The organism is Dictyobacter vulcani (assembly GCF_008974265.1).
Taxonomy (GTDB): Bacteria; Chloroflexota; Ktedonobacteria; order Ktedonobacterales; family Ktedonobacteraceae; genus Dictyobacter; species Dictyobacter vulcani.
The window spans coordinates 1739180-1764755 of record NZ_BKZW01000001.1 but is presented as its reverse complement, the minus strand read 5'-3'; the positions used below and the strand labels follow the sequence as shown (position 1 = coordinate 1764755).

General features: G+C 50.1%; 20 protein-coding genes and 1 pseudogene. 12 read left to right on the top strand and 9 right to left on the bottom strand.

All coding sequences use genetic code 11. The features are described 5' to 3' along the window. The first annotated feature begins 626 nt into the window (after positions 1-626). The 3 genes from KDW_RS07360 to KDW_RS07350 all read left to right on the top strand — a co-directional run bounded on the left by KDW_RS07360 (position 627) and on the right by KDW_RS07350 (position 3260). Positions 627-1259 carry a hypothetical protein gene (locus KDW_RS07360; protein WP_151755358.1) on the top strand — a complete coding sequence of 211 codons (633 nt, stop codon included), beginning with the start codon at positions 627-629 and terminating at the stop codon, positions 1257-1259. Between the two features lie 21 nt (positions 1260-1280). Beyond that, the gene (locus tag KDW_RS07355; protein WP_151755357.1) at positions 1281-2087 is read left to right on the top strand and encodes a PhnD/SsuA/transferrin family substrate-binding protein; all 807 of its coding nucleotides are present in this window, start codon (positions 1281-1283) and stop codon (positions 2085-2087) included. 93 nt (positions 2088-2180) lie between these two features. Continuing rightward, positions 2181-3260, top strand: a complete 1080-nt coding sequence (locus tag KDW_RS07350; RefSeq protein ID WP_151755356.1) for an LLM class flavin-dependent oxidoreductase — start codon at positions 2181-2183, stop codon at positions 3258-3260. On the opposite strand, the gene KDW_RS07345 is transcribed toward KDW_RS07350, so the two are convergent. From KDW_RS07345 to KDW_RS07335, 3 genes are all read right to left on the bottom strand, one after another. After that, complete coding sequence (locus tag KDW_RS07345) at positions 3224-4420, bottom strand: M48 family metallopeptidase (protein WP_151755355.1); 1197 nt, start codon at positions 4418-4420, stop codon at positions 3224-3226. The genes KDW_RS07350 and KDW_RS07345 overlap by 37 nt on opposite strands. A gap of 51 nt (positions 4421-4471) precedes the next feature. After that, on the bottom strand, positions 4472-4813 hold the full coding sequence (locus KDW_RS07340) for a hypothetical protein (protein ID WP_151755354.1): 342 nt from the start codon (positions 4811-4813) through the stop codon (positions 4472-4474). Between the two features lie 171 nt (positions 4814-4984). Then, on the bottom strand, positions 4985-5731 hold the full coding sequence (locus KDW_RS07335) for a sugar phosphate isomerase/epimerase family protein (protein ID WP_151755353.1): 747 nt from the start codon (positions 5729-5731) through the stop codon (positions 4985-4987). Positions 5732-5988: 257 nt separating this feature from the next. Here KDW_RS07335 and KDW_RS07330 point away from each other — a divergent pair, with 257 nt between their 5' ends. The 3 genes from KDW_RS07330 to KDW_RS07320 all read left to right on the top strand — a co-directional run bounded on the left by KDW_RS07330 (position 5989) and on the right by KDW_RS07320 (position 12119). Beyond that, entirely contained in the window at positions 5989-6273 is a 285-nt protein-coding gene (locus KDW_RS07330; RefSeq protein ID WP_151755352.1) for a protein kinase domain-containing protein, read from the top strand. Between the two features lie 66 nt (positions 6274-6339). Next, entirely contained in the window at positions 6340-8337 is a 1998-nt protein-coding gene (locus KDW_RS07325) for a hypothetical protein (RefSeq protein WP_151754490.1), read from the top strand. A gap of 119 nt (positions 8338-8456) precedes the next feature. Continuing rightward, positions 8457-12119 (top strand): ATP-binding protein, encoded by a 3663-nt coding sequence (locus tag KDW_RS07320; protein WP_307767733.1) that lies wholly within the window; start codon positions 8457-8459, stop codon positions 12117-12119. A gap of 97 nt (positions 12120-12216) precedes the next feature. Here the strand turns inward: KDW_RS07320 and KDW_RS07315 are convergent, their stop codons facing one another. The 3 genes and pseudogenes from KDW_RS07315 to KDW_RS07305 form a co-directional block, all read right to left on the bottom strand. Further along, positions 12217-12840 (bottom strand): Kelch repeat-containing protein, encoded by a 624-nt coding sequence (locus KDW_RS07315; RefSeq protein ID WP_151755350.1) that lies wholly within the window; start codon positions 12838-12840, stop codon positions 12217-12219. A gap of 53 nt (positions 12841-12893) precedes the next feature. Then, complete coding sequence (locus KDW_RS07310) at positions 12894-14666, bottom strand: protein kinase domain-containing protein (protein WP_151755349.1); 1773 nt, start codon at positions 14664-14666, stop codon at positions 12894-12896. Between the two features lie 98 nt (positions 14667-14764). Beyond that, a pseudogene (locus KDW_RS07305) lies at positions 14765-16333 on the bottom strand (nuclease/transposase family protein). A 557-nt stretch (positions 16334-16890) separates the two neighbouring features. On the opposite strand from KDW_RS07305, the gene KDW_RS07300 reads away from it, so the two are divergent. Then, on the top strand, positions 16891-17145 hold the full coding sequence (locus tag KDW_RS07300) for a hypothetical protein (RefSeq protein WP_151755348.1): 255 nt from the start codon (positions 16891-16893) through the stop codon (positions 17143-17145). Positions 17146-17229: 84 nt separating this feature from the next. On the opposite strand, the gene KDW_RS07295 is transcribed toward KDW_RS07300, so the two are convergent. After that, positions 17230-18048, bottom strand: coding sequence for an aldose epimerase family protein (locus tag KDW_RS07295; RefSeq protein ID WP_151755347.1), 819 nt, complete (start codon positions 18046-18048; stop codon positions 17230-17232). An 89-nt stretch (positions 18049-18137) separates the two neighbouring features. Continuing rightward, on the bottom strand, positions 18138-19136 hold the full coding sequence (locus tag KDW_RS07290) for a phosphotransferase enzyme family protein (protein WP_151755346.1): 999 nt from the start codon (positions 19134-19136) through the stop codon (positions 18138-18140). 381 nt (positions 19137-19517) lie between these two features. Here KDW_RS07290 and minC point away from each other — a divergent pair, with 381 nt between their 5' ends. From minC to KDW_RS07265, 5 genes are all read left to right on the top strand, one after another. Further along, complete coding sequence (minC, locus tag KDW_RS07285; protein WP_162005026.1) at positions 19518-20285, top strand: septum site-determining protein MinC; 768 nt, start codon at positions 19518-19520, stop codon at positions 20283-20285. Positions 20286-20409: 124 nt separating this feature from the next. Then, entirely contained in the window at positions 20410-21246 is an 837-nt protein-coding gene (gene minD, locus KDW_RS07280; RefSeq protein WP_151755344.1) for a septum site-determining protein MinD, read from the top strand. A gap of 13 nt (positions 21247-21259) precedes the next feature. Beyond that, positions 21260-21607, top strand: a complete 348-nt coding sequence (gene minE / locus KDW_RS07275; RefSeq protein ID WP_151755343.1) for a cell division topological specificity factor MinE — start codon at positions 21260-21262, stop codon at positions 21605-21607. A 1078-nt stretch (positions 21608-22685) separates the two neighbouring features. Continuing rightward, positions 22686-23372 carry a hypothetical protein gene (locus KDW_RS07270; protein WP_151755342.1) on the top strand — a complete coding sequence of 229 codons (687 nt, stop codon included), beginning with the start codon at positions 22686-22688 and terminating at the stop codon, positions 23370-23372. 152 nt (positions 23373-23524) lie between these two features. Next, on the top strand, positions 23525-24481 hold the full coding sequence (locus KDW_RS07265; protein ID WP_151755341.1) for a VOC family protein: 957 nt from the start codon (positions 23525-23527) through the stop codon (positions 24479-24481). 71 nt (positions 24482-24552) lie between these two features. Here the strand turns inward: KDW_RS07265 and KDW_RS07260 are convergent, their stop codons facing one another. After that, positions 24553-25473: a fumarylacetoacetate hydrolase family protein gene (locus tag KDW_RS07260; protein WP_233097648.1), complete on the bottom strand. Its 921-nt coding sequence runs from the start codon at positions 25471-25473 to the stop codon at positions 24553-24555. Between the last annotated feature and the right edge of the window lie 103 nt (positions 25474-25576).

The following is a 25576-nucleotide window of genomic DNA, read 5'->3' as shown; positions in this document are numbered from 1 at the left end:
TTTACTTACTAACACAGCGGTAGTTAGCAGGCTACCGCTGTGTTTTATTGCATATAAGCATACTGTTACTTTCGCCTGACAAGTTGTCCAGATACCAATCTGGTATCCCAATTGAGTGCGTATAGCTATTGACAGTTGGCGGTCTTTATTTTACACTCTACTGTAACCATTGTTACTTTTTAATTGGAAAGTAACAATTTACTACACAGAGATATGGAGTTACTGTAAGATGGCAACAATACACGTTTATTGGTCGCGGCTACGAACGACCATCCCAGGTGATATAGCTGACAATGTTTCTGGCTGCCTCATTGCATCCTCTGTTTTTACTGGCTCTCCCCTGCCTATGTCCATGTCTATGTGTTGTCCTCACTGTCGATAACTCCTTTTCCGAGTTTTCCACCCGCATCCATTGTTATAGAGACTTTTTTTTCCTGTTTATTAATTGTCCGGGATGCTCTACCGCAATTTCGGACTGTGCTACGTCTGGCTGAGCTACCTTACTATCCTTTGTCTCTAAACATAGCTTGCTTGTTATTGGTAATCATTTTTATGCGGGCCCTCCTTTTATACGTGCGCTTTTTTATTTTTACGTGTTGACTATGATAGAGTGGATGGTGTATCAGATGTTACAATATTCATTGCCTGTACAGGTACAAGAGATACATGCTTTAGAGAAGAATAATGTGTTGAAAGGCCGGACTGATTTAATTGTCCTGCGCCATATGGCCCGGCAACTGCGACTGACGCTTTTGACTATTGATGGAGCCAGTGACGCTGTTTTTCCGCTACGCTATCAGCTGACCGAGCGTCATACAAGTTTGCATCGCATGTTGTTTTATCGACCTGCGCAACTCTTTGGTGAGGAGACGCTTTCCTTTGTGGGCTTTGTCAGTGGTCGGCAACCTGCAATTGATCTGGACCTGAGTGCGGAACTATTGCAGGCTGATCAGCAGATGCTGACCAAATTAACACATATTCCTGGTCTGCTGGCTTATTCTTCGCTAGAATTGCAGCCCGGTCGCTGGTATAATCTGGTTGTGATGCAGTCTTTTGAAGTCAAGTCAGACCTGAAGAAGATCGATATGCATCAGCATGCGGCATATCAACTGGGACCACGCGCCTATGATTGGATTCGTATCCATAGTGGCATCTTCCCGGGTGGACTGGCAAAAAATACGCCACAACTGATCAAGACCAGGCACTATGCTTTTACCGCTACACTGAAAAACTTTCAGCTGTACGAGGCTGTCTACTAAATCATCATTAAAGGATATCTGATGCCACAGAACGCTCATGTGCCTGCACGCCTGCATTTTGCTAATTTTCTCTCGCCATTATTACAGGATACTTATATGGCCATTGCGACATATGCAGGCCAACAATTGGATATACCAATCGATTTAGCCATCGGTCAGGACGCGAGCGCGTTTGGCACCGGCCATGCCGATGTGAGCTTTCTCTGTGGTCTGTTATATGTGCGCTTGAGCGCTACTGAGGAAAATCCTGTCGAATTGCTGGCGGCTCCGGTATTGCGTGGGAGCCGCTATCAAGGGCGGCCAGACTATTTTTCGGATGTGGTGGTACGACGGGATAGTCCCTTTCGATCTTTTGCAGATTTGCGTGGTTGTACCTGGGCATACAACGAAGAGGTCTCTCATTCAGGGTATAACCTGGTACAGTATAGTTTACTGGAGCGGCAAGGCCATACCAACTATTTTGGGCGAACAGTGAAATCTGGTGCGCATACGCAATCTTTGCAGCTTGTCCTGGCCGGACTGGCTGATGCTGCCGCCATTGACTCACACGTGTTAGAGGTAATACTGCAGAAAGATCGTGGGCTGGCCTCACAACTGCATCGTATTGATCATCTGGGACCTTCCTCTATTCCGCCAATTGTGGTCGCACGTAGGCTTCCCAGCCAGCTAAAGCAGAAGCTACAGGATATTTTGACGCACATGCACCTGGATCCTGTGCAGGCAGAGTTACTACAGGCAGGAGAAATAGAGCGCCTGGTCGCTGTACGTGATGAGGATTACGATGATATCCGTGCTATGTGGGCTCGCGTGCAGGCATACGAGCAATAATCATCTGATTCGGACGCAGAGCTAGTGCTAGATACGCTATAATAAAGAACAAACACGTTCATTGTGCGTATTGACACTACTGGAAGGACAGATATGACGACTGCTAGTGAAACAGGCAATGGTGCTGAGCACAATCCCCCCTCTTATCGTTCCCGCATCGGACTGGTCGCGGATTCACCCAATTTTCCCGCTGCATGGGATCAAGTGGTTGAAAAAGTTCGTCTGGCTGATGAACTGGGCTATGATTCAGTCTGGCTGGGTGAGTCCTGGGGATATGAACTATTTACCTCAATGTCAGATCTGGTGCGAGCCACCAAACGCATCAAGATTGGTGCCGGAATCGCAAATATTTATTCGCGTAGTCCAGCCTTAATTGCCAGTACAGTGGCGACCCTGGATGAGCGTTCGGAAGGACGTATCTTGCTGGGATTGGGACCCTCGGGAGCACAGGTGGTTGAGCACTGGCATGGTGTGCCTTTTGAGAAACCCCTGCAGCGTACTCGTGAGTATGTCGAGATTATTCGGACGATCCTGCGGGGCGAGAAATTGGTCCATCAGGGCGAGATTTTCCAATTGGAGCGTGGCTTTAAGCTGCGGTTCAAGGCCACGCGACCAGATCTCCCTATTTATGTTGCGGCGATGGGACCGAAAAATATTTTGCAGACAGGTGAGATTGCGGATGGTGTCCTGCCTGTGTACTGGCCAGCGACCAGATGGCAGGCGTTGCGTGAACAACTGGATGCTGGCTCGCAGAAGGCTGGCCGACCTGCCCATAGTGCTGCCATTGCTCCCTATATCACTACCGTTATCTTGCGCGATGATGCCAGTGAAGAGGAGCGGCGGGCCGCGCAATTTAAGGCTGCCTCACCGCTGGCCTACTATATTGGTAAAATGGGTGTCTATTATGCCCAGATGCTGGCACGTAATGGTTTCGAGGAAGATGTGCAGGCCGTGCTGGCTGGCTGGCAGCAAGGCATGAAATCCGCCGTTGAGGCAGTCAGCCCGCGCTTACTGGAGACAACCACTATTGTCGGAACTGCCAGCGAGTGTGCTGCTAAGGTTGCTAGCTGGGCGGCCATGGGCGTGGACGAACCATTGTTGACCATGCCCGAAGGCTCACCCGAAGAAACAGCCGCTCAACTTTCAGCACTCAAAGATGCGCTACCAGCATAGTCCTGGCGTGTTGCAAACTCGTCCGCATGTTCAAGACGTTTCTTGATCGATGGATGTGAGTGGAAGAGAAATTCTACGATAGGCGCCGGCTCAAGTTCAGATAAATTCTGATCGGCCAGGCGCCTCATCGCACTTTTAAAGGCCTCAATTTTATGGGTAGATTGGAGTGCATACTCATCTGCCTGATATTCAATCAAACGGCTATAGCCATTGCTGAGTGGCATAATAATAAAGCTAAAGATACCCAGTAGCGTAAAAAAGAAAGGTAGGGTAGCAGGATCAGTGAGAGAGCGATAATAATGTTGCTGATCAATGACCCAATGCAGCACCAGATTCCCCAGAAATAGCCCCACCAGCATCAACAATGCCTGGCTGGCAATCAACTTCCAGATATCACGATGCACATGATGTCCCAACTCATGGGCCAGTACCACCTCAATCTCATCAACCGTATAGCGATCAGTCATCGTATCGCCCAGCACGATGCGCCGTGTATTGCCCAATCCCATCAAGGCGGCATTAGTTCCTGTAGTCTTATTACTCATCTTCATCGAGTAGACGCCACGCACCCTGGTGTGTGCCTGTTGCGCCAGCTGTAAAAGGCGTTGCGTCAACTCACCCTCAGGTAAAGGCGTGAACTTATAGAAGAGAGGATAAAGCAGGATAGGGGCCAGGTTAGCCATCACCACCGAGAAGAAGAGGATCAGTAGCGCGGTCCAGAGCCACCAGAGTTGTGGTTGGAAGGCCAGCAATGTATAAATCAGTGAGACGAAAACGACCTCAAATATCAGGCTTAAAATCAGTCCCAGGCCTAATTCACGGAACCAGGCGCCAATACTCATCACCGAGATGCCATAGCGTCGTGGCAGTACAAAACCGGAGTAATATGCCAGTGGAAAGGTGAGTACTTCATAGAGGACCGTGATCAGTAAACAATAGACAGCAATTTGCCAGGGAAACCAATCCGGGTGTGGTTGCCAGCTCAAGAACGGCAACTGGTTGCCAGCGCCCTCAATAACGTTCCGAAACCACTTATCCAGTCCTGCCCCTAGCACAACCAGAATACTGAGCACCCCGATGCCCATACTTACAAACGAGAGACGGCGGCGCGTGCGAGCATATTCACGAGCCTTTTGCTGTCGATCGACATCAATTTCCATGCCAGTTACTTCCTTTAATTGTGGGCAAGGTGATACTTAGAAAATGCATACTCAATAAATGACGAGTGAAAAACCATGTTTGATAGTTACGGCCCGTTTAGACTTGGCGGCGCGCCAGGCGGTCTTGCTCATGCCCACACGTTTACGCAGATCATTCAATTGTTCTTCTGAGAAATGTTCAGAGGCGGCAAGAACCACGCGACGCAGTTCGCCACGAATCGCATTGATGCGCTTCTCCAATTCGGCCAGACGATGTACATCGTGTGGGAGTCCCTGAATTGCCAGCCTGGCAAGATCCGCCCATTGACTTGCGGGTGTGCGCATGGCTTCAACGCGCTCTTTAATGAAGGCAGTCACTTCATCAAAATCAGGGATCGATGTCAGGTCAGTCATGCTTAGCTCTCCTCTTGATGGATATCAGGATGTAACGGAACTGGAATGATATCCTTATCGTGCCAGAAATCCATACAGGCGAACCGCATCCTGCCGTGTGGGCACGCTGGTGGAGCGGCCAGGAAGAAATTCAGTGTGCTAAATCCTCCCCATACCGCTCCAGATGCATAACTAGGTCAAGCTTCTATGTAAATTCTCGAAAGAACGGCGGGCACTTTCCAGCGATGGAATAGCAGGCTGATCATTCTCAACAATAAAAGCTGTCGCGCCGGCAGCCTGACCAGCCTCAATGAAGCCAGCAATATCAAGTGTGCCAGAGCCAACCTCAGTAAACTTACGATCGGGAGTCATATCTTTCAAATGTAAAGTCGCGATCCGGCTGCTATGCTTGTTAATGAAGGCAATTGGATTAACCCCCGCAAATGCGGCCCAGTACGTATCCAGTTCAAATTTGACCAGTGCAGGATCTGTCGCAGCGATCATACGATCGAGCAATGTCTCGTCACCAACTCTGGCAAACTCGAAATCATGATTGTGATAAGCCAACGTCAGGCCATGCTCTTTCGTTACACGACCATATTCATTAAGCTGATCAGTAAATTTCTTGAAAGAATCTTCCTGGGTAAGGAGGTCTTTATTGATCCAGGGAATAATCAAATAGGGGCTACCGATCTCCAGACAGTAATGAAGTTCTCGTTCAATATCCTGCTCAACCTGTTGTAATCCAACATGGCTACCAACCGTCTTCAAGCCAAGCTCGGCGAGAACTGCCGCCAGTTCTTTCGACGTGAAATCGCCATAACCAGCAAACTCGACACCGTGATAACCAATCTCTGCAACCGCGCGCAGGGTCTCTTTGAAATTTTTCGCAGTTTCATCTCGTACAGTATATAACTGTAGTGCTACATTGTCAGTCATGAAAACTCCCTACTACTAGTGAAGAATTGGTGGTTTAAGGCTCACTCATTGCCCAAACTCACCATAAGTATACCACCTTTGGAGAGGGCATAGGTCTCTCCCCGCCAGACTTTTGCCCCTATGAAATATTGCTGTGCTGGTTAAGATCAATACCTGAATGTCCTGAATTCTTGAAATACCTGGAAAAGTCAGAGTATCTTTCCATGGTGGGAAAGAAGATTTGTGGCAACTATAGTAATACAATCTGAGGATTGATTATGAATGCTTCGTATGAACAACAACTGGGCAATTATCTGCTGATGCGCTTACTTGGACAGGGGGGCTTCGCTGATGTGTATCTGGGAGAACATATCTATCTGCATACCCATGCTGCTTTAAAAGTAGCACGTATACAGCTTTCAGAAGAACACAGCAAACGCTTTTTAACGGAGGCACGCATTATCGCATATCTGGATCACCCAAACATCGTTAAGATCCACGACTTTCCCACGGGATGCGCAACGAGATTTGTAACTGATCCGCAGAGACTGGCGAAACGCTAAAAAAAAGTGTCTCCTATAAGAGAAGAAACCTCAAAATTTTTCTCAGAAGGAGGACACCTTTCTAGTATGACGCATTCGACCACCACCGTCCAGACGACTCCAGAGTCGCAACCTTCCACTCCCAATTGGATGGGAGAAGCGGCAGCTTTTGCTCAGAGCCTCACCCAGACGGGTATTCTCACGGCTATCACCCAACGAGTCCGCTTCGCGCGCGCCCGGATGGGGACCTACGATCTCATCGATTTTGTCGTGGTCCTCGTCGGCTACGCGCTTTCCGGTGAACCGACCTTGCAAGCCTTTTACGAGCGCCTTGTGCCGTTTGCCGACGAGTTCATGGCCTTCTTTGGCCGCCAGCGTTTGCCCTCGCGCTCCGCGCTCTCTCGCTTTTTGGCGGCGCTGGATCAGGCCAGCGTCGAAAACATGCGTACCCTCTTCCAGCAAGACGTGCAGGCCCGCACGTCGTTTCCTGATCCCGGCGGGATCATCGATCGGTGTGGGCAGAGCTGGCTGGTCGCGGATGTGGATGGCACCCGAAAGGTCGCTCGCCAACGCGCCTTGCCCCAGGCCGAGTCGCTGCCTGCTGCGCGCCGTCGCTTTGACCAGGTGTGCGCCAAAGGGTATCAGGGCCGCAAGCGCGGGGAAGTCGTACGCACCAGGACCGTGGTGCTCCAAGCTCATACCCATCAGTTTCTGGGAACCTTTGGAGGGTCGGGCAACGGCGATTACCGGGGCGAACTGCTGCGAGCGATCCAGGTTCTGCTCGACTATGGAAAGCAGGTTGGTGTACCTGCCCAGCAGATCGTCATCCGCCTCGACGGCCTGTATGGCAATGCTGCTCCTCTCTGCGATGTCCTCACCTCGGGCCTGGCAGTGGTGGCCCGCCACAAGGATTACCACCTGCTGGATGTGGCGGAAATGCAGGCCGTGTTGGCTGCCGCTCCCGCTGCCACCTGTACGCACCCCGAAAGCCAGATGACCCGGACCCTGTTTGATTGTCCAGCCGTCCCGCTTTCCCCTACGGGGCCTCTGGTACGCGTGATCGTGGCGACCCATCCAGCCACCTCAGACCCTCCCTCCGTTGGGGAGCAGCGAGCGGAGACTGTCTACGAGCTCTTTGTTTCAACGCTGCCTTGCCCTGCCTTCAGCGCCAAAGATGTCCTGGATGTGTATCTGCATCGCGGTTCTTTTGAAACCGTGCTGGCGGATGAAGATGGTGAACAGGACGCTGACCGTTGGGTCTCTCACACGGCCTGGGGACAGGAATGCTTCCAGATCCTGGTTCAGTGGCTCTGGAACCTGCGGATGGAACTCGGCCTGCATCTGACTCCCGCAACAGTGCGCACGACCGAATTTGCTCCGGCTCACGCAGTTTTGCCAGTCGCTCTCAGTGAGCCAGCCGTTCCCAGTGGGTCAGCCGCTCCGGTAATCTATGGTCCTGCGCAGTGGGCCAAACGCTCGTTTACCGGCGGTTTTCCTGGCTCAGTGTTTACGCTGCAACCCGACGGTACCTTGCGCTGTCCCGCTGATCATCCGCTGTACGCGCAAGAGCGTCGACCCGAACATGATGGCTCTCTGCGTGTCTTGTATGCGGGCCGCATTGGCTTCTGTCGGGCTTGCCCCTTGCGCGAGCAGTGTCAAGAACATCCTTCCACCAAAAAACCACGCCGCGTCAGTGCCGTCTTCTGGCCTCTGCCTCCTGATCCGCTCTCTGCTCCTGCGGTGCCATCCTTGCCGCATGTTCCCGTCGTGTCTCCGTCGGCTCCCTTGCTCTGGCGCGATTGGCCTCGTCGCTCTGTGCGCCGTCACTGGACCCAGCTCCTACGGCGAGAAACAGCCACCTTTTCCTGGGAAGCTTGCCCTCAGTCCTCACAGCCAGCACATCCTCTGAAGCCAGACGAGACGCTGCTGACTCGCGAGCAGCGTGCTCATTATCGGCTCTCCTGGTCCCAGCGCCTCGCTCGCAATGCCCGTTCCGCTGATGCTCCCAGGCTCTCTGTTCTTTTACATGGCCTGCCCGTCCGCTTCTTCGAAACGTTTGGCCCTCCTGCTCAAGCCGTCGCGTAAGCCTTTTTTCCTGTCTTTGGCAACCCTTCCGATGCGCTGCTGGCTGGGCATCACCTCTTCATCGAAGTCTATCGATGCAAGGCTTTTGCTTCCTTTCCTTTTCCTGTTGAGGTTTTCAATTGATTCCATTGCCTGAGTTTACCTCGTTGCGCATCCCGTGGGACTTTGGCATCCACGAAGGAGCCCCTTTTCTGGTTATGTCTCATGCTCCTCATGGTAGCGTGCGCACCCTCTGTAAGCCAGGGCATCCTTTACCAGCCGAAAAAATTATTACGTACAGTGCAAATGTGGCTGAAGCATTACAACATGCCCATGCCCACGGTGTTGTGCATCGAGATGTAAAACCAGAAAATATGTTACTGGGCGCGCGTGATGAATTACTTTTGAGCGATTTTGGCATTGCCGTTTTTGCGCGTGAAAATCAGTCGCGTCCAAGAGATATTGCCGGGACGGTTGCCTATATGGCACCTGAACAGTTACAGGGCTATCCATGTCCTGCCAGTGATCAATATGCGTTAGGCATTGTGATCTATGAGTGGTTAACGGGTACACTGCCATTTACGGGATCAACTACAGGTATCGCCGTTCAACAGGTGATGGCCGCGCCGCCTTCATTGCGTAAGCTCAGTCCTGAGATTCCACCCAGAGTAGAGAAAATTGTCTTTAAGGCGCTGGCCAAAGATCCACGTGAGCGTTTTCCCAATGTGCTGGATTTTGTCACTGCCCTCAGAGATGCGCTTGAGTCACAGCAGGCCGAAAATACTATTTCGGAAGAGATTGTTGCCATTGGACGTACCCGGCAAAGACCTCTGGTTGGGCGTCAGCAAGAGTTCAGTACCATACATCAGACCTTACTTGTCGCTGAGCGTTATACCAGGACACCAGAAGCCGTCACAGATTATGCCTCAGGACTTTCCTGGGTCACACCGGCGCGCTCACCATTGCTGGTGCTCTCAGGTGATGTGGGCATTGGCAAGACCCGACTGGCTGAAGAGGCCAGCCGTGATGCCTATCAACGTGGCTGGTTTATCCTCTGGAGCCGGGCCTATGCGCAAGAAGGCGCTCCTTATCAGTTGTGGATAGATATCTTACGGCAGGCTATGAAGCAGCATCTCTGGTTTGATGTCAAAAAAGAATCGATCCCTTCCATTTATCAGCCTTTAATGGTTCTGCTACCTGAACTCGCTCTACTTCCCCTTCAGAGGCCGTCAGATAGCACAGCCACTTACACAGATATGGCGCCGCTCAAACTCTGGGATGCAGTACTGGCTGTATTGACCGATATCAGTAAGCAAGGGCCTGTCCTGATTGTATTGGATGATTTGCAGTGGGCTGACCAGGGCAGTTGTGAAATGATCAGTTATCTTAGCCGCCACCTGGTAGAGCATCCGGTGGTATTTTTAGGTACCTGCCGTGAGACCAGTTTCTCCTCATTCTATCCATTTAGAGCTCAGGTGATGCAATTACATCGAGAACTGCTGGTTAATGTACTCCACCTCGCCGCTTTGACGGACAATCAGATTGCTTGCCTGGTAGAGACAGTCAAAGAACCGGTCCTGGTACAACGGATTCAATCTCTGGCCTCAGGTAATCCTTTTTTTGCGGAAGAGCTGGCGCGTATGGTCAATATGCAAGAGCGAGATGCTTCCCAGAAGAGTGTTGATCGTATTCCTCTGACCAAGACCATTACCGCACTTTTTAATCAGCGTCTGGAATTGTTGACTTCGTGTTGTTTACAACTTTTACGGGCTGGTGCAGTCCTGGGTGGCTCATTCTCATTTGTTGCAATCCAGGTGATGCTCCAGTCTGGTGATAAACAACTGGACGAAGAAGAGGTGCTGACGCTTCTGGAGGAAGGCCTGAACTCTGGTTTATTAACAGAGCAAGGTAGTGGACATAATATAACCTTTCACTTCTGGCATCCGCTTTTAACACATCACGTCTACGAAAGTATCTTTGCTGCTCGAAGAGCATTGCTGCATAAGCGTGCCAGTCAGGCGCTGATAGGTGAATATGCCCATCGTGAGGAAGAAGGGGCTGCCCTTATTGTTCATCATCTACAGCAAGGCGGTGGTGAGTCCGCCTTGATTGTACGCTACGCACAACTGGCGGGTAATCGTGCCTATGCCCTCTTTGCCTATGGTGAGGCCGAGCGTTACTATCGTCTGGCGATCCAACAGCTGGAACTCTGTATGAATGAGAGCCTTAAAACCTCCGAAGCGGATCAGCAGCATATGGTTGAGTTGCAAGAATATCTGGCCGAATGTTTGCGGATGCAAGGGCGCTTTCGTGAGTCCTGTGCTATTTATATTCACATCCTTGAATTGCACCAGTTGCAGACGCTACCGTTATCAAGTCCAGAAAAAGAACAGGATATCGAGATTCAAGCTCTCCTGCTGGGCCGCATTGGGCGGGCGAATTATGATCAGGGCAATATCCAGCAAGCACATCTTTTCTACGAACAGGGCGAATTGCTACTAAAAGCCAACGGCATAGTTGCCGGAGCAGCCCTGGCCCACCTATACTTTCAACATAGTTACGCCTACAGGCTCAGCGGCTCTTATGAGCAGGCACAATTTTACGCCATGCAATCCTGTGAACTCCTGGCAGATGTACTCGAACAGCAGAAAGCCATCTGTGAACTGAAAAATCACTCCCAGATCTCTCCTTTGCGACGCACTCTCTACGGACATGAAATTGATCTGGCGGATATCTATGGTCTTTTAGGGACCATTGCCGGTGCGATGGGTCAATATACTGAAGGGTTGAGACATATGCACGCCGCATCTGGCATTTTTCAACGACACGATTGCAAGCGTCAGATGGTGATTGTGGATTGTAATATAGGTGATGTTTATCTCAGACGGGCGGAATATACGCAGGCAATGCAGGTATTCAGAAGAGCGTTGGTTGAAGCTCAGAATATCCAGGAGCTTCCACTTGCCACTTTTATCACATGTAATCTGGCCCTGGTTGCCGCCAGGTGTGGTGATTTGAGCGATGCTGAAGTTGAAATGAAAGAAGCCATGAAAGGGCTCGATCGTTTTGATGCTGTGCTGGCCAAAGTTCTTATTTATTCTTATTTTGCCCTTATTCTGACGGATCAAGGTAAGCTGTCTGAGGCACAAAAAATGTTATGTCTCTCTTTAAAGCTTGTACGACCATTGCGCATACCTCCGTATTTAGGAACAACCTTGATCACGTTAAGTTATATTCGCTTAATGCAGGCCAGAACACTGGATTATGGTACTATGGGTACCACTCTTTTTACCCATGAGCGGCAGCGTTTGCTCAGTCGGGCCAGGCATACCCTTGAGCATGTTATACATATGAATGGTATTGAGGCAGAGACGCATTGTGAAGCTCAGGTGTGCCTGTTAGAGGTGTTATTGTTATCAGGAGAGCATGAACAGGCAGCGGCCGGTGCCACAGCGATCCAGCAAGAGATTGCACGCCTGGGTATTGTCTGGCTGACACCACGCTTAACCTGTATTATGGGTTGTAGCCTGGGTTTCCAGGGGCAGTATGAGCGAGCCCATGAACAACTTCGCTACTCGATTGAACAGGCACGGGATTACAAAATGAACCTGGAGTATGCGCGTTCATTGCAGAGTTATGCTGGCATACTCTTACGGCCCAGTCCTTGCACTCCTGAAAACCATGCTCTCGCCCTGCAATCTCTCCACGAGGCACGTGACATTTTCAGGAATGAGAAAGCACAGCTAGACCTTCAGCGTGTCAATCATCTGCTTGCACATGCCAGTAACAACCATGATGATTAGCCATTACAAAAAACAGCGATAAACAGCTCAATACGCAGCATGCATACCTTTCATAAAATCGTATAAGGGTATACGTGCTGCAAGCGAGGAAGCCAGACTAGGGAGTAGTCTGGCTTTGCTCGGTAAGCCGTAGTTGCCAGAAGTCACGGGTTGGCACGTGTGGATCGTCAGCTCCACGGATCACGTAGGCGCGTCCCTGGCCATCACAGGTACTGGCTCCCAGCACAGACCCTCCTGCAGTAAAGGGTACCAGGGGCTGAGCCTGAAGTGTTTGTGTATCAATCAGCCAGGTGGAATCTTTGCCTTGTTGACGTGTACTATCATAACCACCAACCAGCAGCACCTTACCGGGAATGACCGTACAGCCGGAGGCAGCACTGACAGCCACAGGCATACTGGTAGGTGCCTGGGACCAGAGGTTACTGGCAATATCATAGCGGTAAATGTGATTCGTTTGCTTCTGCTGTCCAGCATCTTCCGATCCGCCAAAAATTAACAGGTGTCCCTGCGTATCTCCAACCAGCACGGTATAACCCAATCCAACGGGTAAATCCGCCAGACGTTGCCAATGTTCTGTCGCGATATCATAACGATACCAGCCAGTACCAGCGCTGGTATTGGGATTGCCGGCTTGCATAAAACCCTGTGTCAGATACAGATGTCCCTGTTTATCCGCAAAAAGCGAGCCGGCAAAACCAAGGCTGATTGTTGGTGGGGGCACAATTTTTTTGATCTGGCGTTGGTCGCTGATACCTGTAAGTAGTGACGCGAAGTCTACAATGAGGTATACCAGTACAGTAGTGACGGAACAGTATAGGTATCCGATGAATAGCCAGCAGTAAAAAAAATACTATTTTTTTCATCAACGGCAGCCGCATTATTGATCATACCTGGAAAAGATTGCAGCGGTACAACTTCCCATTGAGTGGTGGCAACATCGTAGCGATACAGATTGCGATCGTACGAAGGACGTTTGGGACTGTGATAGGCGCCATTCATATAGACATACGTATGGCCCTGCTCCTCAACATAGACCGCAGCGTTATCCGCTTGCTCCCGGGGAAGTGAGGGAAGCCGCAGCCAGCTATTACTGAGTGTTGCGGGCTGGCCTGGTAAAGGGGTATTCAGTTTCTGCGCAGGTAAATTGATGATCTCTGTATGCTTTTGTGCTGGCTGCAGGATACGTGTATAGATGAGGAGCGACGATAAAAACATAAAGATGAGCAGGGCTAGCATAAAGCACACCTGAATCAAGCGGTGTAAGAGGTTGCCTGTCAGAAGATGAGCACGCTCAGGACGTTGAGGTGGAGCTTCCAGGGTGTGCAAGGATAGGTGGGAAAGGGTGGTGCTGGAGCGCCGTTGCAGGCTTTCATCCACCGACGCAAAATGTACTTCTAATTGTTCTTGTTCTAAACGTTCCAGGCGTGTTTTTTGTAATGACTCACGCGTCAGGCGGCGTTGTTCCAGATCGGGTACGCAGGCCGTGACCTCGGTTTCATCATCAGGATCAGGCTCACCGACAGTGGCAGGAACACTCGCTGGCTCCTCCTGGTGTTGTCTGGTTGCAGGCTGTAATGACGCATTGAATAGCTGACGTTGATAGTGTAAACGCTCCTCAATACGATACGCACGTTCCAGTGCCAGATAAAAGACAGGCGCGCTTTGAAAGCGTTCAGCGACCTCTTCCCGAATCGCTAACTTGATCAGACCATTGAGCATAGTCGAAATGGGGACCAGTTGTTCTTTTCCATCATCATCATTCGCTGCTTGCTGTCCCATAATCATTTCCCGTAGGATACAGCCCAGGCTATAGAGATCTGCCCGTACATCAAGCGTTCCCTGTGGTATAAACAGCTCAGGAGCAGCATAGTTAACAGGTTGGATATCATCAGAGAGCTGTTTGATTGGGCGTGGCTCTTTAAAATAGCGTGCGCCACTAAAGTTGAAGAGCATCAAGGATTTGTCAGGCAGTAACATAATAGTATCCGGATGGAGCATACAAAAAATCACCGGTGGTTGTTGGTGATGGAGGTAGTCCAGTATGTCACACAACTGCATGGCATAGCCCAGTGCTTCCAGGGAGTTCAGCGGGGCAGTGCATTGCAGATAGTGCTGCAATGATTGACCACACATAGCATCCATCACCAGATACCAGTAGCCATCCTCGGAAAAATAATCGTAGAGCGTTGGCAGGGCAGGATGTTGCAAGCGCGCCATGAAGAGCGCTTCGCGTAGAAAACGGTCTGTATATTTGCCACCGCTGCTTGGAAACATAATTTCTTGCGTATGTGCAGGGGCCGCGCGTTGTGAAATATTACCCCCATGCAGAATATAATCCAGTTCCGCCCGAACATTTTCGGGCAGTGGCTGATCCGCAGGTACTTGTTTGAGTGTTAGTGATGTCGAAAGCGTTGTGTGAGTGGCCAGATAGATGTTGTCAGTTTCTCCCTGTATGAGCAACTGCTTAATGAGATACTCGCCATTGTGTAATGTTTGTCCGTCATGCAGACTATTTTCCAGCGTCAATGGATTTTTAGAAGGTATCATCGCGACCCAACCCCCCTTTACTTGCTATCTACCTATCTTGTTGATGTTACCTGAATTGTATATGAGACCTCCCCGGCATACATGCACGGGGGTTCCTGTTACTCACCCAACGCTTCCGCTCGCTCCACAGGAGCAACCGGCTCTTGGTGGGGATAGGCAAGACTTTTGAGCCGACGCGCTCCGGCACGGGCAGCTTTGCGAGAAGCCGACAAGCCCATGCTTCGAGGCAAGGTTTGCCCCTCATTTGCACGTTGTTGCAGGCCCTCCATCACGGCTCACAGGCGCGGTTCCGCACCTTCCCAGACAGGCTGAGTGATAGAGGGAATGGTTTGCTCTGATTCCAGGTGGGCAAGCAAGAAGGCCGAGTACAGATCACGCTGCACTGGCCCGCAACCGCAGGAGCAAGCGTGCCAGCGTTGTGATCGCATCTTCTTGACATAGTTCCCACACTGATGGCAGTACTGACTCAGTTTTGTCTTGAATGCAGAGATTTCGTTGAGGGAGCCGCCAGTTTTTGCAACTATGCGGGCCAAATGTGCTATAAACATCCCTGGTGCTCGAATACCCATGCTTCGACCATACTGCTTCTGCCATCCTTTGAATGACGTCTTTTCTATGGTGATGGTCGTACCCATCTGCGCGACGCGATGAGCCAGATGCCCATGCAGACTCTTACGGTGAGCGGCGAGTCTTCTTTCGGTATTGGCGTGTTGTCGCCTGGTTGCCTGGTACCGCTTACTCTCCTTCCAGCGCAAGCGACCCTTTTTCACACGACCTGCATCGTCATAGTTCTCGGGGTTCGTGGCGCGTCTTTGGCGCTCCATCTTGCGCTGTAATCGGCGTTTTTTGCTGGTATTGGGCGCGACTTCTTGGCAGAATGTGACCAGGTCCGCTGATCCCTGGCGTGGCACAAGAGCAAGAGTGGATGGGCCAATGTCCAGGCCGATGGTATCCTGCCCCACCTTTTCGTGCTTTGGTTTGATGAAAGCATGGCCCTCTAAGACCAGTTGCACCCAATAGCGGTTGCCGTTTCTATCGGCCCCCTGAGCTTGTGGAGAAGAAGCTTTGCGGCGCACCAGGCGTACATACTTGATGGGGTGGCGCATGCCATGTTGCACCACCGGATCACGCCAGTCGATAAGGGCCGGGATGACGTGCTTATTCCAGATCAGAAAGCCGCCATCGCCCGCATTGGGATCGAGCACAAAGCGCATGCCGACATTGTTCCGCTTGCCCTCCACGCTATCAATGCCGCGGCCCTTACTCCGAAAGCGTACCCGTTTGCCGCCGCCGGTGCAGACACGATTGGTGGCTTGATAGGCTCGTGTGGCCAGGGTTTGCGCCATCGTGCTATCGATATGGTCAGCGATCCACGAGACACGGGCACGCTTTGCATACTCGTGCAACGCGTATTCCGAGAAGTGGTACCTTTTACGCAGCACAGAAAAGGCATGTGCCCTTTCCTGTTTGTGTGCGTGAGGGATGGCACGAGCCTGTACCCATGCCGGATCATGGCGCATACCTCTGAGCCGCTTATTGCACTCAGAAAGCAGAGCGTTATACAGACACCGAGCCGCTTCCAGGTGAGCACGTAGATCGGCTTCCTGGCTCCAATCGAGCTGGAGGGGCAATTCGATGAGAAAGGTCGGTGTCTTAGCTCGCTTCATGGTGTGCTTTGCCTTTCAAGAGACTGCTGAATGGTATCCTGGCCTACCTGTCCTGCGTTTGAAAGAGTATACTACGTATGTTGTACATTATCAACAGTTCAGTCCACCCCACCCAACCAGCTTCAAAGGAACTGCGCTCTCATCCCCCGCATAAATGACGGGGGGCTTTCCCACGCCGGTCGGGTAACTAAGGAATAAGTCGGCGTCAAGTCACGCCTGCTTAATAGCTTGTATGTTATATAGAATATTTAGAATGCTGTTTTACCAGATATACTATCTTGTTTATTATAAGCTATCGGATGCTGTCTGGCGTTATGACAAAAGGTAACCCGTTGCACCCCTGCCTTTCTCATCAACTTTGACAGAGCAGTAGTGGATCGACGGTGTTTCTACGCACATATCTATGGTGGTTATGCTATGATGGGGGTTATATGTTGATTACCATGTTCAGTGTAAGCGAGCTTTCTTTTTTTGTTTGTAACAAGGTATTGAGAAGCGAGCTACCAGTTGAGTAAGAACGGTGGTGGTCAAACCAGATCATTGGAGAGAAAAGAAGTATGGCTATTCATTATAAGTTGCGTGGTGTGCGGCAAGAACAATCAGTTGAGCAAGAGGGAACATTGACGCCGGAGCAACTGGCGGGGGTGAATCTGAAGCAGGATACTGCGCTGATCAATGTGGCTATCAGGACCCTGCGTGGGCAGGGAATCGAGGCACAATGGCAGGAATGTACGCTGGAAGATACAGAGACTGATCAGACGCGAACATATACCGTCTATAAAAAGCGTTGGATGGATCGCTCAGCAAAATAAGTATGTGCTGCAAAGTGCATGTTACGCATCTATCCAGCTCGTGCCAACCGCTATACTACATAGCGGTTGGCACTTTTTGTGTGATTATGCGGGCCTGGCTGTAAGCTGAAGGATAAGCTGTTGTGAACTGTGGGGTGGGATATTCAAGCGATCGGCGGGGCGATTGAGTCCGTCTTCGCTGGTGACGACTGGCTCGAAGCAAACAAAGTCATGATCGGGCGCGGTTGAAGGCTCGGACCAGACTTGCATGGTGGCTAAGGCATAGTTACCATTCACCGGCTCTTCAGCAATAGTCAGGATGCCACCTTTGGGGATTGTGAGTGTGACTTTGTGCGGAAAAGGATATGGATCATTAGGTGGTTGGGTCGCCCACTGGATGGTTGGTGGATCAACCTCAGGTAATCCTTCAACACCGATCTGCGCTTTATCCTGCTGAGCAACGGTAAAGTAGGGATGGAAACCAGGTGCAATCGGCATGGTCTCATCGCTACGGTTTTCCATGGTCAGCGTATATGTAAGTGTGCCTTCGCCAGCCACGATATGGGCGGTAAAAACAAATTCATACGGATACTGCGAACGCGTCTGCTCATTACTGATCAATTGAATGGTAATGCTTGAGGCATCCTGTTGCGTCACTGTCCAGGGAAGATTGCGTCCAAAACCATGGGCGGGCAAACTGGTACCTTTTTCTTGAAAGATGCCCTGTTTTAAGCGCGAGAAATTGGGAATCATCAAAGGCATGCCCCAGCGTTTGACATTGCCTGTCTCACTGGCTCGATAGAGTACAGGCCAATCTCCTACTTGAAAATGTGAAACCAGACTAATTTCTGGCATTACTCCTATTTTTGTATTGCCCGCTGTAAGCACGATTTCTCGTTGCATCGGAAATTGCGTAAACGTCATAGCGTTACTACTCCAGGTTAAAATAGTTATCAGCCCGGTATTGCTATCGGCCGGGCATCATCATCCAGTATATATACCTGATCCATTTATCAGGATAGCGCAAAGGCTTTTCCAAGAGCATCGCGTTGCTGAAACAGCCGGAGTGCATAGGCGATAGCATCCTTTTGCTGTAATACCGCCTGCACAGGATCGGGCAAAAAGCCCGCTTCGGCAATCCAATACAACGGGACACGTATCAGCTCCAGTGGTAGTGCCTGTATTTCTTCGGTAGACAAAGGTTGATCACTGGCCTGGTTGTAAGCATCCAACAATGTGCGTACACGTTGCCAGGGAGCTAATTCAGGATAGCGCACATCCTCCAGCCGCCAGTAGATCCAATAGATCATATAGGCCAGATCAAAGATGCGTTCACGCACATCCAGAAAATCAAAATCCAGCAGTGCCACAATCCTATCCTCGCAAAAAAGGACATTGTCCATACCATAATCCCCGTGGGTCAGCCTGAGTGGCAGATGTTGTCCTTCAGCATACCACCAGGGCAATTGTTGCGCGAGCATTTGCAATACGACCTGACAGATCTCACCGGCCTGTTGTATCTCTATCATTTTAGCGCTCGATGGAGAATTGGCGATGAGCTCTGCCGTTTGTTCTACCTGCTCGATCAGTTGGACAGGGGTCGCATAATTGCTCACCACAGGAGGCACAACGTTTGAAAGTGGGAACTCCTGCGCCAGAAAGGTATGGAGATCACCCAGCAAGGTAAACATAGCCGGAAAATGCTCCCAGCGCTTGATGGGGGTATCATTGGCAATAAATGATTCCAGCTCAATCAGCCGTTGCTGATGAGAGAGTACATCGGCACCTTTGATTGTAGGAATGGGGAGCACAACTGGAAAGCCGGCACCGGCCAGCAACCGTTTGATGTGTTGTTCAAACGCCAGCCGTGGCATTGTCACCCAGGGTCGATGGATGCGTAGCACATAATCGCCCGTCTCAGTATGTAAGCGCGCATTTAAATTGTACATCCCGCCCAGATCTGTGATGGAATGAACCACACCCAGCGCATAGTGCTCAACCAGCTCGGCCACAGTTTCCAATTCGGCGCGGGAACCAGATTCTAGCTCTTCCAGTTTCCTCCTCCTTTCTTATTGCTCGTCCTGACGGTTGCTTATGCATAGTATACTGCGAAAATTCTGGAATGGTTGAACAAGTCAACTTGAACATATCAGGCTAGTGGCAGGCAGGACCTATTGTGTTTTGAAAGTCATGTGTTTATACTGTATGATATCAGGGTGCATATGTATCTACACATATGTACGATATTCATTGTTACCACTGTATCATTATATTCGTCCAGCTTCCGGCACATATGGGGATCAAAAGGTATGGGAGATAATTCAGGTAAAGAAGCGTCGACGGCACGGTCATATGTAGATACAGACAGGCTGCACAAGGAGGAAATCCAGTCTGTGACAGGACATATAGCAATCAAGGGAACCCGTAATGGCCTGCTTCTAACGCTAGAACCAGCGACCCCCTTTAGTGATTTAATTGCTGCGCTGGCAGGTCGGCTCGCGGAGTCACCCTCTTTTTTTCGAGGAGCATCTCTTACCGTCGATACAACGCAGCGGTCTCTACGCAATAATGAGCGTGTGCAACTGGAAGATTTGCTGGCGCGTTACCACATGTCAGTTTCCGCGGTTGAGACTGTCGCCGACAAACGTCGCGCAGCCAGGACAATTTCTCTTCCTTCTCCAGATACTGGCATAGAAGCAACCGTAACAAAAGAGATTGCCCCCACTCCAATAGTACCGACTCAGATAGCATCAACTCCAATAGCACCGACTCCAGTAGAACAGAATGGGCAGGTGCAGAAAGATGCACGTGACTCTATGGATACTCTCTTTTTGCGACGCACGGTGCGTTCAGGACAGGCTATTCATCATCAGAGCAACGTGGTTGTTCTGGGTGATGTCAATCCAGGTGCGGAGATTGTGGCTGGGGGGGATATTATTGTCTGGGGTGTATTGCGTGGCATGGTACATGCGGGCTATCCAGATAATGAGAATGCGATTGTCTGTTCCTTGCAATTATCACCGGTGCAGTTGCGTATAGCTCATTTGCTCTCTCGTCCTCCCGAAGGCTTTGAAGCGCAGCCCCGCCCAGAAGTTGCCACTATTCGCCAGGGACAAATTGTTGTTGAGACCTGGGTGAGTGGACGGCCTCCTCGCAAATAATGTGCCGATGCTGTATTCGTGAAGTTGGATGACACGTATCTACTTCAGTCAAAAGTTCGTGATATACTAAAAGACTGTATGAGCCAATACAGCAGCCTGAAAAGTTCTTCAGAGGGAGTATAGCATGGATAGCCGGGTAATCACTATTACATCGGGAAAAGGCGGGGTGGGCAAAACCACAACGACTGCGAATTTAGGGACCGCTTTGGCGATGCAAGGGAAAAAGGTCGTTGTTATCGACGGTGATATCGGATTGCGCAATCTGGATGCCGTCCTGGGTTTAGAGAATCACATTGTCTATGATCTGGTAGATGTTGTCGAGGGGCAGTGTCGTCTGCGTCAAGCTTTAATTAAAGATAAACGCCAGGAAGAACTGTATTTATTGCCTGCTGCACAGACACGCGATAAAAATGCGGTGAATAGTGTGCAGATGGAGCAACTTTGCCAACAGTTGCGCCAGGAATTTGATTTTGTGCTGATCGATTCGCCTGCTGGCATCGAGCAGGGATTCCGTAACTCGATTGTCGGAGCTGATGAGATCATCATTGTTGCCAACCCGGAAATGGCCTCAGTGCGCGATGCCGACCGCATTATTGGTCTGGTAGAAGCCGCTGGAAAGCCAGAACCCCGGCTCATCTTGAATCGTCTGCGCGCGGAGATGGTGAAGCGTGGCGACATGATGGCTGTGACCGACGTGTTAGAAGTTCTGAGCATCGACTTACTGGGTGTGGTACCAGAGGATGAAGCGATCATCATCGCCACCAACAAAGGTGAGCCTGCTGTCTATGATAAACGTACCCGGGCCGGTCGCGCCTTTACGCACGCCGCCCAACGCATCCTGGGTGAAGAGGTACCGTTAGATGATCTGGTAGAATCAACATCCCTACTGGAACGACTACGTCGCTTAATGGGATTTGGTCCTGCATTGGGCGAGAAACCTGTACGCTCTCAGTCTTCTTAGGAGGGGGCAAACAATGGGTGTTTTTGAATTTATGGCTGGCAAGAAAAAGCCCAGCCCTGGTGAGGTCGCCAAAGAGCGTTTGAAGGTCGTGCTGGCGCATGATCGTCTCAAGCTGAATCCTGAATTATTAGAGCTTATTCGTGGTGAAATTCTGTCGGTCGTTTCACGTCGTCTGGCCATTGATGAAGATCAGGTGCAGGTTAATCTGGCGCATGAAGGTGGTGCGGAAAAGTTATTGGCCAACATGCCCATCAAACGCGAAAAAATAACGTTTGAGTGGGATCCGCCTTCGCATACCCCGAACTCGAATGTGCTTCATGGGACCGTGCATGTCGATACGACAGACGATGAGCAAGCATAAGCAATAATTTTTTGTGCTAACGGCGCAACTCCTACGCGGGGGCACCCTTTTCGGATGCTCCACGCTCTCCGAGCTTGTTTTCCTCTTTTCACCTGCATATGGTACATCTTGTATATATTGATGTTGAGATGTGTGCATAAGCAACGAAGAATCAGTCTTCTGTATTTTTCATCATTATCTTGATCTTTATGGCTTTTTAACTTGTATTATGCGTATATCGGTGTATAATAACTAACATGATTACAGATTTGTTTTCTGGATGCAGCATTTCTCTGTAGAGAAAGCAAACTGGAAGTCAGCGGGCTAGCGCGTCAGTGAAGTGCCGGGATAGAGACGTTGCAGCCGTACATTGGACAAGGGTTGATATGGGAAAGTCGAAGGGGAAATGTCCTGCCAGTTTTTGCCGGTCGCCATTTTAACTTCCCTCTTTCTCAAAGCTCACCAGCTTGTTGTATATGCGTACAGTGAATCCCTGTTTGTTCTATAACCAGTTTTTCTGACAGGATGTCTAGCCCTATTGCTGATTGGTAGTGTTGGGTGGTGATAGTGGTATCAGTGATAGTCGGACAGCTTCGTCAAGAGGACTGTGATATGGAGTGTGGTTGTTGGGAAGTGGCGTTATAGCAACAGAAAAGGTTCTGTGTACAGCACTACAACTATTTTCCCCTGGCCGGGTCGGGCGTATGGTGAATATGTTTTGACACCTGGCACTGGAGTTGTCCGGTGTATGCCGGCACTTCATTGGCGCGATAGGAAGTTAATACCATAGCGATATGAGAATAAGCCTTATGCAGCTAGTTACGATGTATAGTATGAGAGCGCGCAGGATTATCCCGTCGATGAGCATTATGAATAGCTATCTCTTGCGTTTAATAGAGCAATTATATCTGTACCATTCAGGACGTTTTACGTTCGTGTAGTGATAAATCTGGCAAAAGGTATGCGCAGTAATGTTTGATTCTTTGGTTACGCGCCTTTCAATCAACCGAAGAGACAGGCTGCGAAAGGAATTGTCGCTATGCTTCAGTCATTTCTACCGAGGTATAAGGTGGTGAGTAGGGGTTTACGAGAGCCCAGAATGCTCCGTACACATAAGGGGCGCTATCAGCTCCATCCAGGTGCAAGCAAAGCCATCTGGCCTGTCAGTATGCAGCGTTGTGTGCACACGAATCAGGCGGCGCAGCAACGTCGACTGGTGATTATGACCGGCATCAATTGGATTGATACGCTTGGTCTTTTACGTATACATGCTATGTATGTAGTCTCCCGATATATGACGTTAAGTCGTATCGTACAGGGAGGAATTGTCTTTACTGTGATTGGTGTAGCCTTTGTGCTGACAGCTATCTATGATTGGGTAATGTTACTCCATCACTGGATAACATTTGTCTTGTTTGCTGCACTGTGTGTGGCTACAACAGCTGTGGTTGATTATATCAGGACCGAGCGCAAGCAGCAGCATAAGCCATCTCAGCCATTTATGCATGTGGTCAATTCATCGTTTGCTGGTATACCCATTTCAAAGATCAGTCAATCACTGCAAGCCACGAATATTGGTCAGCGTATTCCACAGACCCAGGCTTCAGGATTTTTTAGTTTTCCTGAGACGCCAATGCCTATTCCAGATACGCCACTCATACGCGTCCTGGAGACAATAGATTTATCCTCTACGAATGTCAAACATTTTCTGGATATCAAGCCTCAAGCAACGAATACGAAAGATATAGATGCTCGAGTAAGAAACAAAAATATCGCAACCCTATAGTGGACTAAAAATACGCATTTGTCAGTATTCTGGTCAGGTTAAGCTATACCTATGACCTTCGGCTCATTTTATTGACCTATCTATATGAGAGAAGTATGATAACAGGCAGATTTTATGCACGTAGCAGCAGATAGGTAATTGAGGAGGCTCCCGTGAGCAACCAGCAGATACAGAAGGTAAAGGTAAAGCGCCTGGCACATGTTGGTATATGGACGACAGATGTGCCCGCAGAGGCACGTTTCTACCATCAGGTCCTGGGGCTGGATGTGCGCTCAACTGTTGAGAGTACGACAGATGATGATGTTGAATTAGAGGACGCAAACGTATTCCTGGGTCTGGGTGAAGAGTTCCATAGCCTGGGATTTTTTAATGATAACCGTCCGACCGCCACTAATGGTCGTCGACCTGTACAGAAGACGCCTCTTCATCACCTTTCCTTTGAAGTTGATAGTGATGCTGAACTGGCTGCATTGGCGGCACGCCTCAAAATGGCTGGTGTCGATCTAAACCTGCAGCCACGTGATGGAGACACAGACCTGAGCGATACGCTCTGGTTTAGTGATCCTGATGGGAACCGTATCGAAATCGCCGCCCGGGCGGATGCATTGCTTCCCCAAACCCATAACCGTGGCGCGGGCTGGCGACCACAAGGACTCCAACATATCGCGTTATACACTTCCCATCTGGAGTCCATGGTAGAGTTTTATACGGAAGCTCTGGGTTTTGATATTTCAGACTGGTTGTTACGTGAGCGCGCCTGGTTACGCTGTAATCAAAACCACCATACATTGATGCTGCTGCAAGGCAAACCAGGCATTGACCATATCGGTTTCAACGTTGCCGATGGCAACGAGCTATTGCATTGGGCTGACCGCTTAAGTCAACAGCAGATCCCTCTGGTCTGGGGTCCTGGACGCCATGGAGCCAGTGGTGATCTCTTTATTCGCTGTGTGGATGCTGATGGCATTCATATTGAATTGTCTACTGGTATGCAGCAATACTATGATCGAGACGTAACCACACCACCACGTCTCTGGCATACGCGGGCTATGGCCCTGAATGTCTGGGGGATGCTGCCATCATGGCTGCGTGAAGAGGTCCAGGTCTAACCGAGAGTACAGAAAAAGTATTGTTAAGAGGTCGCCAACTACGGACGACCTCTTTTTGCTGTAGCGTTATTCTACTGCTGGCTACTTACAATGGGATTACGTAGCGTGCCGATTCCTTCAACCTCGGATTCCATGATGTCGCCGGGCTGTAGAAATTCGGGTGGGACGCGTGAGAAACCCACACCGCTGGGTGTACCAGTCGCGATGATATCTCCGGGCTCCAGTGTCATGCCCAGTGAGAGGGTAGCAATCATATCAGGAATAGAGAAAATCATCTGTGTGGTATTGCCATCCTGTTTGATTTCTCCATTTACCCGCAAGCGCAAAGCCAGATTGTGCGGATCGCTGATCTCGTCCGCCGTCACGATACAGGGTCCCATCGGACACGAGCCATCCAGGCTTTTGCCTTTAAAGAACTGCTTATGGCGGGACTGCAGGTCACGGGCCGTCACATCATTTAGCACCGTATAGCCAAAGACATAGTTCATGGCCTCATCTTCATGAATATTGATGCCTTTTTTTCCGATGATGACACCAAGCTCAACTTCCCAGTCAATCTGCTGTGAGACCGCTGGATTAATGACGATGTTGCCATATGGACCATTGACGCTGGTGGGTGCCTTGGTAAACATGACTGGTTGCGTTGGGGCTTTACCACCATGCTCACGCAAGGCAGCCGTCTCTTTCGCATGTTCTGTATAGTTGACTGCCAGACACATAATATTTTTGCGCGGACGGGGAATAGGAGCAGTTAAACTCACATCCTTGAGGGTATAACTAGCCTCATTCAGCCTTCCCTGTCTGGCTGTTTCAGCAATGAACTGTAAATCCTTGTGTGCAGTGGCATAGTGTTCAATAATTTCCTGGATCGAATCCGGCACTGTGAGCTGAAGAAGTTTTTTAGCATGCTGGATATCGATAACCACCTCTTGCTCTACAAGCCCGGGACGGATGGTGTTATTTGTCTGATTAAAAAAGCTGACCAATCTCACGAAAACATATCTCCTTTTAACGCTTGTTGCTACCTGGCAGGTAGGAATGGTATCACTCATTCTACAATATCTGAGGCGGTCACTCTTGAGCACACCCCGGCAG

Bases quoted from the DNA above. Each gene is read 5' to 3' on its own strand.
- KDW_RS07360 (WP_151755358.1), top strand. From the start codon at position 627: ATGTTACAATATTCATTGCCTGTACAGGTACAAGAGATACATGCTTTA.
- KDW_RS07355 (WP_151755357.1), top strand. From the start codon at position 1,281: ATGCCACAGAACGCTCATGTGCCTGCACGCCTGCATTTTGCTAATTTT.
- KDW_RS07350 (WP_151755356.1), top strand. From the start codon at position 2,181: ATGACGACTGCTAGTGAAACAGGCAATGGTGCTGAGCACAATCCCCCC.
- KDW_RS07345 (WP_151755355.1), bottom strand. From the start codon at position 4,420: ATGGAAATTGATGTCGATCGACAGCAAAAGGCTCGTGAATATGCTCGC.
- KDW_RS07340 (WP_151755354.1), bottom strand. From the start codon at position 4,813: ATGACTGACCTGACATCGATCCCTGATTTTGATGAAGTGACTGCCTTC.
- KDW_RS07335 (WP_151755353.1), bottom strand. From the start codon at position 5,731: ATGACTGACAATGTAGCACTACAGTTATATACTGTACGAGATGAAACT.
- KDW_RS07330 (WP_151755352.1), top strand. From the start codon at position 5,989: ATGAATGCTTCGTATGAACAACAACTGGGCAATTATCTGCTGATGCGC.
- KDW_RS07325 (WP_151754490.1), top strand. From the start codon at position 6,340: ATGACGCATTCGACCACCACCGTCCAGACGACTCCAGAGTCGCAACCT.
- KDW_RS07310 (WP_151755349.1), bottom strand. From the start codon at position 14,666: ATGATACCTTCTAAAAATCCATTGACGCTGGAAAATAGTCTGCATGAC.
- KDW_RS07300 (WP_151755348.1), top strand. From the start codon at position 16,891: ATGGCTATTCATTATAAGTTGCGTGGTGTGCGGCAAGAACAATCAGTT.
- KDW_RS07295 (WP_151755347.1), bottom strand. From the start codon at position 18,048: ATGACGTTTACGCAATTTCCGATGCAACGAGAAATCGTGCTTACAGCG.
- minD (WP_151755344.1), top strand. From the start codon at position 20,410: ATGGATAGCCGGGTAATCACTATTACATCGGGAAAAGGCGGGGTGGGC.
- minE (WP_151755343.1), top strand. From the start codon at position 21,260: ATGGGTGTTTTTGAATTTATGGCTGGCAAGAAAAAGCCCAGCCCTGGT.
- KDW_RS07270 (WP_151755342.1), top strand. From the start codon at position 22,686: ATGCTCCGTACACATAAGGGGCGCTATCAGCTCCATCCAGGTGCAAGC.